The following is a 17,832-nucleotide window of genomic DNA, read 5'->3' as shown; positions in this document are numbered from 1 at the left end:
GTAAAGCATGATAGTTTGTATAGCTGAGAAACCAAGTGTAGCACGTGAAATTGCCCTAATATTAGGTGCCAAAAGTAAAAAGGATGGATATTACGAAGGAAGCGGATATCAAATATCGTGGACTTTTGGTCATCTGTGTGGCTTGAAAGAACCTCATGAATACGATCTTAATTGGAAATACTGGCATTTAAACGATTTGCCAATTATTCCTCCGCGTTTTGGAATTCGGGTAATTCCTGATAAAGGCGTTCAGAAACAATTCGACACTCTTAAAAAGCTAATTGCAAATGCCACCGAAGTGATAAACTGTGGTGATGCAGGAATAGAAGGGGAAGTGATTCAACGATGGGTTTTGCACAAAGCTAAGTGTAAGGTGCCTGTTAAACGACTTTGGATTTCATCTCTAACGGAAGAGGCTATTCGTGATGGCTTTAATAATTTACGTGACAGCAAGGAGTTTGATAAGTTATACGCTGCTGGATCATCAAGATCCATTGGAGACTGGCTGTTGGGAATTAATGCAACACGACTTTACACACTTAAATATGCGAATGGTAAGTCGGTACTTTCAATTGGCCGTGTGCAAACACCTACTTTGGCTTTGATTGTGAATCGCCAAAAAGAGATTGATAATTTTATTCCTCAAACTTATTGGGAACTAAAAACCACTTATCGTGATGTGAGTTTTGCTGCGACTCATGGTCGGTTTGAACAAAAAGAGCAAGGGATTGAGTTTCTTGATAAAATTAATTCGGAACCATTCGAAATTGTATCGGTCGAGAAAAAGAGTGGAACAGAATTACCTCCCAGATTATATGATTTAACCTCATTGCAGGTAGATTGTAACCGGAAACTGGGTTTTTCGGCAGAAGATACGCTGCGAATGATTCAAAGTTTGTACGAGAAGAAACTAACCACTTACCCAAGAGTTGATACAACTTACCTTACCGATGATTTGTACAAAAAGATTCCGGGAATTCTTCAAAAGCTAACATCATTTAGCGAATTTACCGAGCCTCTTTTAAAAGCCAAAATAAAAAAATCGAAGAAGGTTTTTGATGATAAAAAGGTGACCGATCACCATGCCATTATTCCAACAGGTGTTGTGCCTGGGACTTTGTCGTATGATGAGAAACAGGTTTACGATATTGTAACCCGACGGTTTATTTCGGTATTCTATCCGGATTGTAAAGTGAGTAATACCACCGTTTTGGGAAAGGTGACCACCATAGATTTTAAAGCAACCGGGAAACAGATTTTGGAACCAGGATGGCGCGTTTTATATGCTAAAGACGGTAATATTGGCGATGGAGTTATTCTTCCTGATTTTGTGAAAGGGGAGAGTGGAGAACATACGCCCGATTTGGCCGAGAAACAGACGCAGGCTCCTAAATATTATTCGGAAGCAACTTTGCTTCGTGCCATGGAAACCGCCGGCAAACAGGTCGATGATGATGAGTTAAGGGATTTAATGAAAGAGAACGGAATTGGCCGTCCTTCCACCCGGGCGAATATTATTGAGACTCTGTTTAAAAGAAAGTACATTAAAAGAGACAAGAAACGACTCGAGGCTACTGTTACCGGAATTCAGTTAATTGATACGATTCAGAATGAACTGCTAAAATCGGCAGAACTTACCGGACAATGGGAAAAGAAGCTTCGGGAAATTGAGCTGGGCAACTACGAAGTAAATCAGTTTATGGCCGAATTGAAGAATATGGTTGTAGGAATTGTTTGGGACGTAAAATCGCGGAAAAATATCAGTCAAATTGAAGTGATTGATGAGGAGAAGGAAAAAGAAAAGAAAAAAGCAAAGGCAAAACCAGCAACCAAGAAGGAATTAATTTGTCCTAAATGCGGAGAAGGGAAGATTTTAAAAGGCAATAATGCCTGGGGATGCTCCAATTGGGGAAATGGATGTAAAATTCTTATTCCTTTTGAATTTGAAGGAAAGAAATTAACCGATAAGCAGGTTGAGGCATTGGTACTGAAAAAAATAACGCCTAAAATTAAGGGATTCGAAATTGATGGGAAAAAGCAAAATGGACAATTAGGCTTAACACCCGATTTCAGTATCGAGTTTATAGCCGGGGAAGCAGAATCATGGACTTGTCCGCTTTGCAAAACAGGTACACTATTAAAGGGGAATGCTGCCTATGGTTGCTCCAATTACCGAAATGGCTGCAGGTTTATTGTTCCTTTTGTTTTTATGGAGAAAAAACTCAGCGAAGCCCAAATAAAATCATTGGCAACTCAGGGAAAAACGCCTCTGATTAAAGGCTTTAAAGATCCGCAAACACAGGAAGTTGTTGATGGTAAATTGATTTTGGATAATCAGGGAAAAATAATTTTTGGGAAACAGTAATTGAAAATATTTCTTGTAGTGTTGCGTTAATCTGTAAGAGGTTATTTTTCTAATTTGCCATTCTTAGTACTTCCTTTTTAATACTTTCCATCATTATAGAATCTGATTTTTTTTCATCTGATAATCCTTTGGGCGATTGAGGAATTTGAAGAGGTTTATAATACTCTTTATCAAAATATATTTGGTCTTTTATTTCATATAAATAATTTGAGATTTTAAGAAAATCCATTAATCCATAGGTGAAAAGTTTCAAGGTGTCTTTTCTATTATGAACGATTTCAAATCTTAAGTTAGCGTGATGATTTAGGATATTACGTTTTTGTAATTTTGAGTAGATGGTTTCGAAATTCAAGGTGTCAGATTTGCTATACAGATATAAACGTTTTTCATAATTCATTTTACCCTTTATACCATCGTCTATTAAAACCTGAATAAAAACGCTATCATTGTTTTTAGTGATAATATCTGTTTGATAATCTTCTCCAGCGCAGATGCAAAAATTACTATAAACAACTAATGTGTCTAATTCCGTCATTAATTCGGAGAAATTTCCAATATCTCTCACTAAATTAAATGATCTATCAGTGGATTGACTATAAACCAATACTCTCGAGCTTAGAATTATTACTAAAATGAAGAACGTTTTCATGTTGCGATTATAATCATTATAAGTTTGTTAATAACATTCACCTACTTCGCCTCTTTATATTTCTTTGGGTACTCGTAAAAGGCCAGTTTTCCTGTTCTTACTTCAATGTCAGCCCACTCATCAACCTGAAAATCGATACCGATAACTGTGCATGTTGGAACAGCCTTATAAAACTCTTCGGTTAGGTTAAAGGCTAAATATTCAATGCTGGGGTTGTGTCCAACCACCATAACTGTTTCATTTTCTTTTCCCAACTGATCGAGTAAAGCGAGAAATTCGTTGGTTGTAAAACCATCGTATAAATCATCATTTTGCTCGATTTCATCAACTGGGTATTGCAGCGCATCAGCAAACAGCAAAGCAGTCTCAATAGCTCTGTTGGCCGGACTCGAAATCATCAAGTCAGGAATGATATTCTTTAAGAACAGCTTGTTGGCAATCAATTTGGAATCATTTATTCCTCTGTTCACCAAGCTGCGCTGATAATCCGAAATGTCGTATCGAATAACTTCTGTTTTTGCGTGTCTTACAAGAATAAGTCGTTTCATTGGGTTTTAAAGGTTTGGGTTAAAATAATATGATCTTAAACTGAATCTTTTGCTACACGGTTTTTTCTCGATTTACTCGCAATTTCTTTTTTGTTTAAGTAGGCAAAAATTTCCTTTTGCGATTGAATCTTCTTTACTTTTCCATTGATTGGAATGGGTAAGTTATTTAATTTCCCATCCAATATTCGGGCACTGACATTATCTTTAAGTTGTATGTTTAAAATATCAATCAGTTCTTTTTTTATTTTCTTATCATGAATAGGGAAAGCACATTCAATTCGCCGATGCAAATTTCGATTCATCCAATCAGCCGATGACAGGTACAGAAGCTCTTCACCCAAATTGTGAAAGTAAAAGATTCTTCCGTGCTCCAGAAATTGATCAACAATACGAATGATCCGAATGTTTTTTGCGTACGTTTTATTTGGTTTCAGACAACAAATTCCCCGAATGATGAGGTCAATTTTCACTCCATTTTCACTGGCTTCATATAATTTAGTGATCATATCACGTTCCTGAAGGCCATTCATTTTAAGAATAATATAGCCTTTATGTCCATTTTTTACATTCTGAATTTCCTGATCAATTAATCCAATTAAGCTTCTTCTCAAGTTAAATCGTCCAACCAAAAGTTTTCTGAACTCATATCCTTCAGTTTGATTTTCAAGATAATCAAAGAGTTGTTTTAGTTCAGTAATAATTACTTCATTCGAAGTTAGTAAACCATGGTCTGAATATATTTTGGCTGTTTTCTCGTTAAAATTTCCGGTACTTAAAAAGGCATAATCCTTTTTATCTCCTTTGCGCAATACCAAAGCTAGTTTGGCATGAACTTTAAGACCAGGAATACTGTCAATAATTTTTACGCCGGCTTTTCGCATTTCATTTGCAGATCTAAGATTGGCTTCTTCATCGAACCGGGCTTTTACTTCAACAAATACAGTCACCTTTTTGCCGTTTAAAGCGGCATTAATTAATGCATTTACAACGGCAGAATTATCAGCAACCCGATATTGCGTTGCTTTAATTTCGACAACTTTAGGGTCGACTGCAGCTTCGTTTAAAAAGCGAATTACATATTCGTACGATTGATAAGGAAAATGAAGAATCTGATCTTTTAGCCGAATGGTTTTAAAAACAGATTTATTGCCTTGTAAATCTTCCACTTTTAAGGGGTGAAACGATTCTATTTCTAATTCAGGATATTTTGGATTGGGAAAACCGAAAAAGTCCTGAAAATTATGATATCGTGCCCCCTTAACCATGTCATTGTTTTGCAGGTTAAAGGAGTCTTTTAAAAATTTCAAAAAATCTTTTGGGATCGAGGCATCATATAAAAAACGGGAAGGAGAACCTGTTTCCCGTTTTTTTAAACTGTTCTCAATCATTTTAATTAAATCGCCCGAATATTCATCTTCAATCAGCAAATCCGCATCCCGGCTAAGCTTAAAACTGTAGCTTGAATCAATCTTGTAACCTGGAAATAACAGCTTCATCCGCAATTTAATAATGTCGTCTAAAAACATGATAAAGTGCTTGCCATCCTTATCAGGCAATTCAATAAAGCGAGGGAAACGATGACTCGGAACTTTAATAATTGCATATCTTGAACGACGGGATCTTGGAGCTCTGGATTCTTCTTCTTTTTTGCTTTTTTTAAACAATTTAACTGCAATATAAATCACGTTATTTTGAAGAAAAGGCTGAATTTGCTTTTTTAACAATAGTATGGGTTGAACATGGGGCAACAAATTATCAAGAAAAAAATCTTTTACAAACTGATGATGTTCTTCGCACAAGTCTTGGTCTCGTATCAAAATGATATTCTCCTTTTCCAGTGCAGGAATAATTTCCTGCGTAAAAATGTTCCCAAATTCATTCTGCTGACGATCAACTTCAGCGTTGATATTTTTTAATATTGCATCAGGATTCTCTCTCAGAATATCTTTGTCTTCGGCAGGCAATTCGGTAAACCGTTTGTAGGTACCCAGGCGCACGCGATAAAATTCATCAAGGTTTGAAGAATATATAGCTAGAAATTTAATTCTTTCGTATAATGGCAATTTTGTATTCGAAGCCTCTTGTAATACTCTTTTATTGAAGGATAACCAACTTAAATCTCTATTTAGAAATTGATATTTTTGCATATGATGATTGACTAAGGACTATTTATCTACTTAGATAAAATTAATCATTTTTTTGTTTTGATGGCAATGAATCTCGGCTAATACAAGGTGATTTGGAGAATTGGTATTTTTTGTCAGCGAATGATAGTTTCGATCTGCTAACTTTAATTTGTGGAAATTGTTACGTTGGCATAGCTTAGGTTCTTCAAAAAATCAATGTATGCACCGTCTTTTTTAATCGACATTTTATGCTTTAATCCATTGGAAAATTCGAAGGACAGTTTCACATTCTTTTTTGATTCCCGTATGCGGATCATTTTAATATCCCGGAAGGCAAATTCCTTCCCATCCATCGCTTTGGCCTTTTTGTATTGTAATATCGAAATAATTGTTAGTCCAAAACTTATTAAGAGGACGGAAAGGAAAACAATCATTTCGTTTAGGGCTTCATCCTTATATGCACTGTAAATATTCAGCACATTTGAAATAACTAAAATGGGAATAATAATAATGGGCACAGTAAAACTGAGGAGATCCTTTTGGAAACTCAGTTTGGTGTAAGAGAATAAGATGTGACCGTTAAATGAGAATCTTGCTTTTACAGACTGATGATTTGTTGTGTTCATTCTTTTGCTTAGTTGTGAAGTAGAATCGGCTTTGTGTTATGTTTATATAAATATACGAAAAATTTGCAGTATTGAATTATTTATACCTAGTGTGTTGTTTGCTGCAATTTGTTTGCTAAAAAAAAACAGACATGAATTATTAGATTTTTAAAAGATACAAGAGTTTTGGTTTGCTTGTATAAATTGAAATTTTACTCCAGTCTTTTGCGGGGCTAAACTATTAATCGTGTAGAATTTGATACTAAATAAAAACAAGTCTTGTTTTTAGAATTAACGATTTATTTAATTGAGAATACAAAATCTCTAAAAGCCTGTATATTTGTAATCGCGATAAATCAAAATAAAAATGAAATGAAAGACGGAACTAAGAGAGGGGATATTCATCCAGGTTTAGTGGTGAAAATTGTGTTGAAAGCAGATCAGCGATCAGGAAAGTTGACGGAGGGGGTTGTGAAAAAGTTGTTAACCAATTCGCATTTGCATCCACATGGCATAAAGGTAATGCTTGAAGATGGGCAGGTTGGCCGTGTTAAGGAGATAATAGAATAGCACAAAATAATATCAGAGGCGCAGTATGCTGCGCCTCTGATATTATTAAATACTACAAATTAAATTGTTTTAGGAATTTCGTTTTCTGTGAACGGGGGCAGATAATATACGAATACGGATTTTTCTTTAACGGATCTTTAAATTCACGTTTGTCATCCTTGGTTTCGTGCAGTATGGTATTAAATTCCTCGTTCGATGATCTTACAAACATCACTCCATGGTGATATTCGAAAAAGAACCATGTCGATTTATCAATTTCAAGATACATAGTAAGACGGTTGCCACTTCGTTTTTTGTTCAATTCTATTTTTCCTTTTACACTTTTATTAATTTGTTTGTCGTTAATATTTCCAATTCCAATCTCTCCAATTGATTGATATGCCTTTGCTTCTTTGTCCCAGATAAAATCGAGATTATTGAAATACAGGGTATGCAAAAGCTCATTGGGCAGGGTTTTAAAAGTGCCGTTGAGATCCATTTCCTGCACGGCTAATTCGGCTCTTTTGCGGCCCATTATTTCAGTCAGGTTTCTGGTGTAGTTCTGTTTGTTGATGTTTGTGCGTTTTAAATTAGCCTGTGTAAATGCTGTTTCCATAATCTTCATGGCCTGATCATTCATAAAGAAATCAACACCAAAGATCAAGTCCAGGGTCACAATATCACTCGATAAATCGTGTTCGATAGCACCGGCTGAAATCTGTTTTATTTGTCCCAATCCGGCACCTAAATCAATCAAACCTTCTCCTCTCATATTACAATTGCCCTGATAGAACGAAAGGATACTTCCACTTGCGTCCATATCTTGTAATTTGTCTTTCGATGCAATTTGATAAGCCTGTAAATTCGGCTTATAGGTCAGGAATCCTCTTGCTTCCAATAGCACGTTGTCCGTGTAAAATATTCTGCGTGATAAAAATGATGAATAGATATGAATGGAATCATTCGTTAAGAAAAAACTATTGTAAAGCATCAGGCTTTCATCATCGGTTACGTGCAAATCAACAGGGATGTAAATTTCTTTCGGGTCAATCTGAGAATTGAAATCAAGCCATTTGTCGCCAATGCTTTCGCATTTGTTATGAATTTTGGTCTGACCATGAAAGAAAAGTGATTTTTCCCGTGCTTCCAGTCTCACTTTCCCTTTGTAGTCAAAATCAGGACTTAAGCTAAACGATTTTTCTTCCGGCAAATTTCCCATGGCAATAGTTTGTCCGAGGCTATCGACATCTATCACATCAAAAAACAGTTCCTGCTCATTTTCTTCGGCATCCAGGTAGGTGTAACTACCCGATCCGGAATAGGAGTTTTTGCTGTGAATATTTATGGTGGCATTAAAAATGTTGTGAAATGAATTAAGAGTGTCGGCAAGTACTATCGAGTTACGAAGCGTTTGTATCTGTCCCTCTTCTTCAATGTTCACATCTCCTTTGTCGGGATATATTTTTGCATCAGCAACAGCCAGATCTGTTACATATTTTGCTTTAATTGTATGGTCTATGGAATTGTATCGAGCCAATGGGGTAAGGAAACTTAGGGAATCCTGTTTCAGACTTGTCGAGATAAATTCGTTATAAGCTGTTTTTGGCAGGCTTTCCATTTTATCCTGATCCCATAAAGCGGCCAGTGAGTTTTTATCTTCGTTTCCAAATAGAAGCTCTTGCTGTTCCATTTCCCAGGCAAAACTATTGATGTAGGCCATGTATTTGTTCGATGGGAACTCGCTGATGCTTCCTTCTGTTGTGCTTGTAAACTGTCCGGTTCTGCTGATAAAGTCGATATGTGCTTTTACATCTTTACTTTCAAAGGCATAACCTTCCGAATCTGTATTTTTTAATTTGAAAATTGCTGTATCTGCAACAATGGTTTTAGGCGTGTAGGTAAAATAATCCGATTGAAGTTCAGCGTTTACCAATTCCATATTGCCAAGTCCGGTAATTTCTGTTGGAGTAATTTTCAGCGTTCCGGCAAGGGTTGCCAGCTTTTTATACATGTCGATAGGTAAGGCCGTACTCTTCACGTAAAGTTCTTCTTTGTACGGATACCATGTTGCAAAAATTTTCTCGCCGTTTACCTCAGGATTGTTCATATGCGAAGCCAGTTCCTTTAATTCGAAACTTTCGGCCTGAGTGGTCATAATTTCCGGTCTGAATACTAATTTTTCAGATTTTGTAATAGAGGTAAGGTAGTTTAGTGTTCCATCACCAATTAATCCTTCGTTAGAAAGGTGTATGCTATCAGTAAAAGTTCCTTTCCCGTAAACAGGCAATCCTTCTTTAGGCGTTACGTGGTAGAATCCCAGCGAATTATCATCATTAATGCTTAGAGTTTCTCTAAATGTTGGGAATATGCTGTCGGAAACAAAAGTTCCTTTTAACGAAATGTCTTCCTTTTTAAAGTCGTTTATATTGTTGATTGTGTAGGGATCAACCTTGAAATAGAATTCTTCCTTTTTATAGGCTCCATCCTGTATTTTTTTGCTGTCGTAGTACACAAAACAAGAATCAGAACTATTAAAAATCGGATATTCCGCGTAGTTTTTTAATCCCGACTTGTTGTTGGGATCATCAATTAATAAATTTCCTGTTATTTTTTCCAATACACTTCCCAATTGTGTTGTGTATCTTCTGCCATAGTTAGAAAGTGAATCAGTTACAATGTTTATTTGCAGAGAGTCAATCAGGTCGAGGTCAATTTTGAACTTTTCGTAAGAGAAATTAAAATCCTTCCCGTACATATCCAGTAATCCGGCCATTATTTTTCCATCGAACTGGAAATCACGATTCTTTTTAAGGGTTATTTTCTGATGCTTCGGAAAGATCACCACATTTTGAGAATCACTTACAGCAATGTGTTTAACACCGTTAATATCCAAATTGTAACTTCCCATTCGAAGAGTAGCATCATCTTCATTATTTTCTGTTTGCGTGGTGAAACGAATTACGTCATAATCCTGTCGTCCCATTCCCGATTTAATGTAATCGGTAAGTCGTTGTTGTAATGTAACTTCATCGGTGTTTCTATTGTAGATTACGAAGCCTTGAAACGATAAGCCAATAATTTGCTGGCGCACATGGTTAACCGGTTTTTTAATGAAGTTGGCGTATTCCATTGCGGTAAATGTTTCTACGTAAGAATAATCGGCATATTTACGCAGTAAAACCAGCGGATTCTCCTGATCCATGCCCTGAATTTTCATGAATCGGTTGAGACTAAAATAATTCATCGACTCGAAATGAGCCTGACGACTGGTAGCGCCTTTCATACTTCCAAAGTGCATTAAATTTTCATCCATATTCCATACCAACATTCCAAAATCCATAATCAGATTGTGATAGGTGTTGAAGTAGGGACTCAAGGCAATTCCTTCTCCTTCTCGGATTAAATTAACTTCTTTTTTGTCTGGGTAGTATTGAAACAACAGTCCGGGGTGATAAATTTGACAGGTGTCGATCAGGATTTCAATTTCGGTATCTTTTCCAACAACACGATTGTTGTTAAATGAGAAGTGTTCCGATCGTGCCCGTAAAAATAAGGTATCATGTCTGGATAACTCTATTACAGATGGGATTTCGGGACTTCCTTTTCCCAAAAATTTTGCCCCGTGAATGGCAACACCTCCCTTGTAATTAAGATTTTCGAATAGATTTTTAATTTCGATTTCTTTTTCGAAGGATTCAAAACGAGGGTAGATTGCCAAAGATGGATCTTTCACTGAGTTCATCTTCTCAGAGAGACTGCCCTCAATTTTATCATCAAAAAGTTCTTTGTTGTAATAGCTGACAGTATCAACCTGGAAAGATGTTTTTTGGGTGTCAACAGAGTAAGAATCAAATACAGCGTATTCTTCTGTATCGCTTTTCCCCGCTCTGGTCCATGTTACTTTTCCTTTGTTTCCATTCCAGATTTTTTCAAACGGATGATATATTCCGCTTGTATTGTATATGCAGGAACTGTCGCGTTGTGCGATGCAATATAGGTCTGCCTGATCGAATTGGATACTTAGTACTTTATCGAAGAGAAACTTGAATTTTGCATTCTCACATTTCCATTTGGCAGCGTACGATTCATTTATTATTGTATCCTTTAAAAGGTTTTGTGTTTGAATTAGAAAGTCTTGTGTTGCACTTAACTTATTCTTTTTATCACTGATCTGATGGATTAAACCCTTCTCCCAATTGGAATAATCCTTTTTGTCACGATTTTGTTGCTGAAACAACATCAGTGTTTCGAAATAGTTGTAAAAATCAGGAAACGATCTTGCTTTTCTCGACAGGAAAATATCACATATCTGGTAGATGTTCTGTCGTCTGTCTTTTGTCATTTCCGGCGAAAACCAGAAGGCGGGGAATTGCTCTTTAAACTCTTTGCTTTCTTTTTTTTTGGTTGGATGATCCATGAACTTCAAAAAATCATCTTGAAAGATGATTGAGTCATGAGAAAATGACTTGATACTTTGTGCTAAAACGGATTGGGTTGAAATTATTATTCCCAAAAAAAGAATAACGGAGAAGAGAAGCTTATTCATTGTAAATGAAGTTTCGGGTATGGATATATTTGCAAAGGTAATTTAACAAATTTGATGGGATCTGAAAAGTAAAACGCCGGTTCTCTGTCTTCTTTATAGAATAACAGATACCGGCAAAATATTGTATTTTACTTTTTTGAGAAACGAACAGCAACCCAATTTAAATCAACTTTGTGGCTGATGTATTCTAAATTGTTTTTTTCAGCTTCCTCTTTAATGTGCTTTAAATCTTCAGTATAAAATCCACTCATCACCAATTCTCCGTTTTGCGGAAGACAGGCAACGTAATGTTTCATGTCGTTAAGCAATATGTTTCTGTTGATGTTGGCCAAAACAACATCATATTGTTTTCCTTCCAATAAAGCTGCATCACCCAAAAAAACAGATACATTATCAGCCTTATTGTTTTTGATATTTTCCAGTGAGTTGGTATAAGGCCATTCGTCAATATCAATCGCATCTACTTTTTCAGCGTTTCGTTTCGATGCCAAAATTGCAAGCAGACTGGTGCCACAGCCCATATCCAAGACTGATTTCCCTTCCAGATCCAATTCAAGAATGCTCTGAACCATTAACGAAGTGGTAGAGTGGTGTCCTGTTCCAAACGACATTTTTGGATCAATTACGATATCGTAAGGAACTTTTGGAGTGTCGGTATGGAAAGAGGCTCTGATCACTACCTGATCTGAGATGATAACCGGACTGAAATTGGATTCCCAAAGCGCGTTCCAATCCTGAGATGCAATTGTTTTGTTCGAGTAGCTCAATTTAAAAGGAGCATTCGGCAACTGATTAATGCTAAGTTGCTCTACCTCTTTCATATCAAACAGAGGCGCCTGTATGTATGCTTCAACAGCATCTTCACTTTGTGTAAAACTCTCGTAATCCAACTCGCCAAGTTCTGCAATTAATATTTCTGCAATTTCTTCAGAGAAAGGTTGGATCTGACATTTCAGTTCGATATAATCCATTTTTTATTTGTCTAATAATAGTATGGGTAACAAGTTAATTTAATCCTGATCAAAAAACAAAAGCCGACACTGGTGTATCGGCTTTAATCGTATGTGTTTACGCTATTAAAAAGCAGTAATAATTCCCATGAAATCTTCTGCATTAAGAGAAGCTCCACCAATTAAACCTCCGTCTACATCAGGGTTTTCGAATAATTCTTTCGCATTGGAAGGTTTGCAGCTTCCTCCGTAAAGAATAGATGTATTATCTGCAACTTCCTGACCATATTGAGCAACCAAAGTCTGACGAATAAATGCGTGCATTTCCTGAGCCTGAGCAGAAGAAGCTGTTACACCTGTTCCAATAGCCCAAACTGGTTCGTAAGCCAACACAACTTTCCCAAAATCTTCAGCTGATAAGTTGAATAATCCTTCTGCAATCTGGCTTTTTACAACATCAAAATGTTTTTCAGATTGACGTTCTTCCAAAACCTCACCAAAACAGAAAATTGGAGTAAGACCGTTTTCAAGACTTAGAGCTACTTTTTTAACCAACTTCTCACTGGTTTCGCCATAGTATTCTCTGCGTTCCGAGTGACCTAGAATTACGTATTTACTGCCTGTTGATTTAATCATCGAAGCCGAAACCTCTCCTGTGTAGGCTCCGCTAACTTCATCGGCACAGTTTTGAGCAGCAACACCAATTTTATCGCCAACAATTTTGTTCACTTCAGTTAGGTGAATAAAAGGGGTACCAATAACAACATCTACACCATTAAGCTCAGTTTTCTCAACTAAATCATTGATTTGTCCCGCCAATACAATACCTTCTTCAAGTGTATTGTTCATTTTCCAGTTTCCTGCAACAATTTTCTTTCTCATAATCGTAATCTGTTTTTTGCTTCTGCAAGTCGTATTCTTATCAAACTGAAAAGAACAAGAAGCAATAGCAAAGTTGAAGTAATACTAATAATAAATAGATTGATATTTAGTGTTTGATGTTTTGTAATAGAGTAGGCCGCAAGATCGCCTTGAAGCTGATTTGTTCCGGGAAAATCTCTGAAATGCCATTTGTCAAGAATGGTTCCTTTTTTGAGTAGAACTAAACCTGGATTCGAACGAATGATTGTTTTTAATTGAATCTCGTCGGTGTTGTAAAAATCAAAAGGCAGCTCATTAGTGGTTTTAAAGCCTTGCATAACATCTTCACCCGAAGCAGTAAGGCCAATAAACTGTATGTTGTTCCCGAGAGCGTAGAATGCAAGTTCTTTAATTTTTAGTAAAGCACTTTCGTTAATTTCACTAAGGTTTTTTGAAACCAAAAGGAAAGTATATCCATTGTCGGATAAAACCATATTGGTAATGTCTCCTTCTGTCTCATTCGAGATTGAAAAATCATGAATCGGAGGAGTGTATCCTTCTTTTATTTTTATTTGCTCAGAATCAACATATTTCCAGCTTGTATCCTGCCATGGATAATTGGTTTCGTCAAATTCTTTTACCACGCCATCTTTTTGATACTTAAAAAGACTTCGGTATTCGTCAGCGGGAGCTCCCTCCGGAATTCTCATTCCATCAGAAATATTGGCGCCGATATGGTACGGTCTAAAATCGATAAGAGGCAAATGACGATAAGAGTAGGTTGAGATCCATACGGAAACAATAAGGGCGAATCCAATCAGTAAATTTTGTTCCCAAATTGGATGCTGATTTTCATCCTTTTTCCTTCTTAAAAAGATCACTAAAGTGAACGCAAGAATTACAATGTTTTTCCAGAACGTTTCCCAATTGCTTAGAACCAATGCATCTCCAAAACATCCGCAGTCGGTTACAGGATTTTGAATTGCTAAAATAAATGTAAGAGGGGTGAAAAAAAGCATAAACAGGAGTGCCAACCATGCGGTAATATTTTTTCTGCTGTTGAATATCAAGGCCATCCCAAGGGTGAATTCGAGAGTAGATAAAAGAATTGCAAGAGGAAAAGCAATCTCTTTTAAAGCATCTGTGCCAAAGGCCAGAAAATAATCTGTAAACTTGAAGGTAGATCCCATAGGATCAACAGCTTTTACAAATCCGGAGAAGATAAAAATAAGACCAACAAAAAGACGACTTACAAATTGTAATACTCTCATAATTCAATGAATCATATTAGGCGTTTTCGAACTCAATTTTAATTAATCCAAAAACCGCGTAGTTAATCATATCGAAATAGTTGGCATCAATACCTTCTGATATTAATGTTTTCCCTTGCAGATCTTCAATTTGCTTGGTTCTGTTAATTTTCATCAGGATTAAGTCTGTATACGAGCTTACCCTCATGCTTCGCCAAGCTTCATCGTAATCGTGATTTTTGGCTTCCATTAATTCTTTGGCTTCAGCAAAATATTTAGAATACAACTCAAGAGCTTTTTCATTAGCGAGCTCTTCCTCAGAGGGTCCAAGTTCCAGTTGTATAATGCCCATAATGGCATAATTTACAATTCCGATAAACTCATCCCGGATATTATCCTCTATTTTGCTTACTCCTTTGATCTCAAGACTTCTTATCCGCTGTGCTTTAATGTATATTTGATCGGTTATGGAACTTGGACGAAGAATTCTCCAGGCGGTCCCGTAATCGTGCATTTTTTTTGTGAAGATATCTGTACAGATTTTAATAATCGAATTGTACTGTTGGTCTGTTTTATTCATAATTAGTGTTAGAAATTTCCTTTGTAAAAGTAAGAAAATAGCTTAAGACATGGTATTTTATTTTACTTTTGCTTCGAAATTTGTTCAAAAAAAACGGTGATGCAAAATTACAAAACAAATTGTTTTAACAGCGATAATCTTTCTATTAAGTGTGGGGATCGGTCAATAAATTTTGAAAAGCCTTTGGTTATGGGGATTCTGAATCTCACTCCCGACTCATTTTATGATGGCGGTTCTTATCTTAACAAAACAGCCATTTTGAAACGAAGCGAGCAAATTTTGTCCGAAGGAGCTGAAATTATTGATCTTGGGGCTTACTCTACTCGTCCTGGTGCTGCAGATGTTTCAGCTGAGGAAGAAATTCTCAGAATGCTTCCGGCAGTAGAATGTATTCGAAAGGAATTTCCAAATTGTTTATTGTCTATCGATACTTTTAGAGCGGAAGTAGCTAAAAGAACTGTCACCGATTTTGGAGCCTGCATTATTAATGATATCTCAGGAGGAACGATGGATGATAAAATGTTCTCTGTTATTGGAGAACTAAAAGTTCCATATATCATGATGCATATCAAGGGAACGCCCCAAACAATGCAGCAAAATCCGGTTTATCATCATTTAGTGAATGACATGCTTGCTTTTTTTCGATCGCAGATTAAAGGTTTGAATGAATTCGGAGCCAAAGACATTATTATTGATCCCGGTTTTGGATTTGGGAAAACGTTGGATCATAATTATGAAATTATAGCTAATTTACAGGAATTTAAGCAGCTTGACTTGCCAATATTGATTGGTGTGTCGCGTAAGTCGATGATTTATAAATTTTTAGGTGGGGACCCGTCTACGAGTTTGAATGGCACTACTGCGTTGAATATGATGGCATTGGATCAGGGAGCGGATATTCTGAGAGTACACGATGTGAAAGAAGCTGTTGAATGCGTAAAGCTGTATTCAAAGATCAAATCCTCATTGCAGTAATATGTCCAATAAAATTGTAATTTTGTTAACATACTGAATTTAATAGAAAAAAAATGACCGCAGCATTTATTACACTTGGACTTTTTGATATTCTTGATATTTTACTGGTTGCCTTTTTACTTTATCAGGTTTACATGTTAATCAAAGGAACTGTTGCTATCAATATATTTGTTGGGTTGTCTCTTTTTTATCTAATGTGGTTGTTGGTCCGTGCCCTAAATATGGAATTGTTAAGTAGTATTCTTGGGCAGTTTATTGGAGTGGGGGTAATTGCATTAATTATTGTATTTCAACAGGAAATCAGGAGGTTTCTTCTTTTGCTTGGAACCAGATATAATGTGAGCCAGAAGTTTAATTTGAATAATTGGTTTGCTCTTGATGAAAGAGGAATTCCGGATATCGAAATCAGATCAGTTGTTAGCGCATGTGAACACATGTCAAAAACGAAAACTGGTGCTCTGATTGTAATCGCAAAAAATATGGATTTACAAAATTATGCGGATACAGGACAAATTTTAAAAGCAAGGGTATCAAAAAACCTTTTGGAAACTATTTTTTTTAAAAATTCACCTCTTCACGACGGGGCTGTTATTTGGGCTAATAATAGAATACTTGCAGCACGATGTATATTGCCTGTTACGGATGATACAAATATTCCGGGCAGCCTCGGATTAAGACATCGGGCAGCGATTGGAATGACTCAGGCAACCGACTCTCATGTAATAACAGTCTCTGAGGAAACAGGAAACATATCGTATGTTATGGGAGGGAATATTAAGGTGAGGATTACAACAAACGAATTACGAAAATTTTTGGAGGGAGATTTTTCAAGTTTTATCATTTAAATTCAAAGAAATGAAAATTGGAATTACCGGGGGATCAGGTTTAATTGGTTCTCATTTAACAGAAAAATTAAGAGGTGATTTTAATGCTGATATTCTTTTAATTCCAAGAAAACTCCTTTACGGAAATGTTCAGGATCTTTGCAGTTTTATTAAATCTTGCGAAGTTATTATTCATCTTTCCGGTGCTTCTGTAATTTGCAGGTGGAATCCCAAAAACAAACAAATCCTGCGTAGTAGCCGCATTACCACAACTAAAAATCTGAGCAATGCAATTGGTTTGATGGAAATTAAACCTAAGTTATTTATTTCAACTTCCGCAGTGGGGATTTACGACCCCAAACATACACACAACGAGTATAGTACAAAATTTTCGAATGATTTCTTAGGTGAACTTTGTATTGATTGGGAAAAGGCTGCCAATGAGGTAAAAAAACAAGCTGTTCGAACAGTAATTTTTCGCTTAGGTGTTGTTTTGAGCGACAAAGGAGGGGCTTTGGCAAAAGCTCTGCCAATTTTTCGGTATGCTTTAGGCGGTAAGTTGGGAAATGGAAATCAAGCATTTCCGTTTATTCATATAAAAGATCTTATTAATGCCTATTCTTATGTTATTTTAAATAAAGAAATGGAGGGAACGTACAATCTAACAGCTCCTGAATTAATTACGAATCGGGACTATACCAAAGCACTTAGTTCTTTTTTAAATAGACCTGCATTTTTTCATGTTCCTGCATCAATTCTCAGAGTCCTTTTGGGGGAAGGTTCAAATGTTCTTCTTTCAGGCCAGAGAGTTGTTCCTGAACGCCTTGTAAATTCAGGGTTTATGTTCGATTTTCCAACTTTACGCGCTACTCTTAATTCATTTTCAAGTTGCAAATTATCAAACTCTTAATAGCCGTTTTCGGATAGTTAGCCACTGTTATATGTATTCCTAAGTACGTTAAGTTACCTTTAATCATAAAGAGGTTGATTTTTTGGTGCATTAG

Annotated in this window: 14 protein-coding genes; 5 read left to right on the top strand and 9 right to left on the bottom strand. The window is 36.3% G+C overall.

All coding sequences use genetic code 11. From position 1 onward, the window contains the following. Nucleotides 1–7: 7 nt before the first annotated feature. The gene (locus ACKU4N_RS13380) at nt 8–2,365 is read left to right on the top strand and encodes a type IA DNA topoisomerase (protein WP_321317007.1); all 2,358 of its coding nucleotides are present in this window, start codon (nt 8–10) and stop codon (nt 2,363–2,365) included. A 49-nt stretch (nt 2,366–2,414) separates the two neighbouring features. Here the strand turns inward: ACKU4N_RS13380 and ACKU4N_RS13375 are convergent, their stop codons facing one another. The 4 genes from ACKU4N_RS13375 to ACKU4N_RS13360 form a co-directional block, all read right to left on the bottom strand. Then, entirely contained in the window at nt 2,415–2,930 is a 516-nt protein-coding gene (locus ACKU4N_RS13375) for a hypothetical protein (protein WP_321317005.1), read from the bottom strand. A 125-nt stretch (nt 2,931–3,055) separates the two neighbouring features. Next, nucleotides 3,056–3,562, bottom strand: a complete 507-nt coding sequence (locus ACKU4N_RS13370) for a SixA phosphatase family protein (RefSeq protein WP_321317004.1) — start codon at nt 3,560–3,562, stop codon at nt 3,056–3,058. 35 nt (nt 3,563–3,597) lie between these two features. Then, nucleotides 3,598–5,709 (bottom strand): polyphosphate kinase 1, encoded by a 2,112-nt coding sequence (ppk1, locus tag ACKU4N_RS13365; RefSeq protein WP_321317001.1) that lies wholly within the window; start codon nt 5,707–5,709, stop codon nt 3,598–3,600. 143 nt (nt 5,710–5,852) lie between these two features. Then, nucleotides 5,853–6,314: a hypothetical protein gene (locus ACKU4N_RS13360; protein WP_321316999.1), complete on the bottom strand. Its 462-nt coding sequence runs from the start codon at nt 6,312–6,314 to the stop codon at nt 5,853–5,855. A 351-nt stretch (nt 6,315–6,665) separates the two neighbouring features. Here ACKU4N_RS13360 and ACKU4N_RS13355 point away from each other — a divergent pair, with 351 nt between their 5' ends. Next, a complete protein-coding gene (locus ACKU4N_RS13355) occupies nt 6,666–6,863 on the top strand; it encodes a YwbE family protein (protein ID WP_321316997.1) in 198 nt (65 codons plus the stop codon). Nucleotides 6,864–6,915: 52 nt separating this feature from the next. Here ACKU4N_RS13355 and ACKU4N_RS13350 read toward each other — a convergent pair whose 3' ends face one another. The 5 genes from ACKU4N_RS13350 to ACKU4N_RS13330 form a co-directional block, all read right to left on the bottom strand. After that, complete coding sequence (locus tag ACKU4N_RS13350; RefSeq protein ID WP_321316995.1) at nt 6,916–11,388, bottom strand: hypothetical protein; 4,473 nt, start codon at nt 11,386–11,388, stop codon at nt 6,916–6,918. A gap of 128 nt (nt 11,389–11,516) precedes the next feature. Further along, on the bottom strand, nt 11,517–12,359 hold the full coding sequence (gene prmA / locus ACKU4N_RS13345) for a 50S ribosomal protein L11 methyltransferase (RefSeq protein ID WP_321316993.1): 843 nt from the start codon (nt 12,357–12,359) through the stop codon (nt 11,517–11,519). 105 nt (nt 12,360–12,464) lie between these two features. After that, nucleotides 12,465–13,220 (bottom strand): triose-phosphate isomerase, encoded by a 756-nt coding sequence (tpiA, locus tag ACKU4N_RS13340; protein WP_321316991.1) that lies wholly within the window; start codon nt 13,218–13,220, stop codon nt 12,465–12,467. After that, complete coding sequence (locus tag ACKU4N_RS13335) at nt 13,217–14,470, bottom strand: BT_3928 family protein (RefSeq protein WP_321316989.1); 1,254 nt, start codon at nt 14,468–14,470, stop codon at nt 13,217–13,219. Before ACKU4N_RS13335 ends, tpiA begins: the two co-directional genes overlap by 4 nt. Nucleotides 14,471–14,486: 16 nt before the next feature. After that, entirely contained in the window at nt 14,487–15,029 is a 543-nt protein-coding gene (locus tag ACKU4N_RS13330) for a DUF1599 domain-containing protein (RefSeq protein WP_321316987.1), read from the bottom strand. A gap of 99 nt (nt 15,030–15,128) precedes the next feature. Between ACKU4N_RS13330 and folP the strand changes: the two genes are divergently transcribed. The 3 genes from folP to ACKU4N_RS13315 are packed head-to-tail and all read left to right on the top strand — an operon-like array spanning nt 15,129 to nt 17,738. Further along, nucleotides 15,129–16,004, top strand: coding sequence for a dihydropteroate synthase (gene folP / locus ACKU4N_RS13325; RefSeq protein WP_321316985.1), 876 nt, complete (start codon nt 15,129–15,131; stop codon nt 16,002–16,004). Between the two features lie 53 nt (nt 16,005–16,057). After that, on the top strand, nt 16,058–16,849 hold the full coding sequence (gene cdaA, locus ACKU4N_RS13320; protein ID WP_321316983.1) for a diadenylate cyclase CdaA: 792 nt from the start codon (nt 16,058–16,060) through the stop codon (nt 16,847–16,849). Nucleotides 16,850–16,859: 10 nt separating this feature from the next. Beyond that, nucleotides 16,860–17,738 carry a TIGR01777 family oxidoreductase gene (locus ACKU4N_RS13315; RefSeq protein WP_321316982.1) on the top strand — a complete coding sequence of 293 codons (879 nt, stop codon included), beginning with the start codon at nt 16,860–16,862 and terminating at the stop codon, nt 17,736–17,738. The last annotated feature ends 94 nt before the right edge of the window (nt 17,739–17,832 follow it).

Origin of the sequence: Labilibaculum sp. (assembly GCF_963664555.1) — a bacterium.
Taxonomy (GTDB): Bacteria; Bacteroidota; Bacteroidia; order Bacteroidales; family Marinifilaceae; genus Labilibaculum.
Note: the sequence above shows the minus strand (reverse complement) of the source record. Positions and strands in the feature narration are given on the sequence as shown.

Coding starts and splice junctions, on each gene's coding strand:
- ACKU4N_RS13380 (WP_321317007.1), top strand. CDS start 8: ATGATAGTTTGTATAGCTGAGAAACCAAGTGTAGCACGTGAAATTGCC.
- ACKU4N_RS13360 (WP_321316999.1), bottom strand. CDS start 6,314: ATGAACACAACAAATCATCAGTCTGTAAAAGCAAGATTCTCATTTAAC.
- ACKU4N_RS13330 (WP_321316987.1), bottom strand. CDS start 15,029: ATGAATAAAACAGACCAACAGTACAATTCGATTATTAAAATCTGTACA.
- ppk1 (WP_321317001.1), bottom strand. CDS start 5,709: ATGCAAAAATATCAATTTCTAAATAGAGATTTAAGTTGGTTATCCTTC.
- ACKU4N_RS13335 (WP_321316989.1), bottom strand. CDS start 14,470: ATGAGAGTATTACAATTTGTAAGTCGTCTTTTTGTTGGTCTTATTTTT.
- folP (WP_321316985.1), top strand. CDS start 15,129: ATGCAAAATTACAAAACAAATTGTTTTAACAGCGATAATCTTTCTATT.
- ACKU4N_RS13370 (WP_321317004.1), bottom strand. CDS start 3,562: ATGAAACGACTTATTCTTGTAAGACACGCAAAAACAGAAGTTATTCGA.
- tpiA (WP_321316991.1), bottom strand. CDS start 13,220: ATGAGAAAGAAAATTGTTGCAGGAAACTGGAAAATGAACAATACACTT.
- cdaA (WP_321316983.1), top strand. CDS start 16,058: ATGACCGCAGCATTTATTACACTTGGACTTTTTGATATTCTTGATATT.
- ACKU4N_RS13355 (WP_321316997.1), top strand. CDS start 6,666: ATGAAAGACGGAACTAAGAGAGGGGATATTCATCCAGGTTTAGTGGTG.
- ACKU4N_RS13350 (WP_321316995.1), bottom strand. CDS start 11,388: ATGAATAAGCTTCTCTTCTCCGTTATTCTTTTTTTGGGAATAATAATT.
- ACKU4N_RS13315 (WP_321316982.1), top strand. CDS start 16,860: ATGAAAATTGGAATTACCGGGGGATCAGGTTTAATTGGTTCTCATTTA.
- prmA (WP_321316993.1), bottom strand. CDS start 12,359: ATGGATTATATCGAACTGAAATGTCAGATCCAACCTTTCTCTGAAGAA.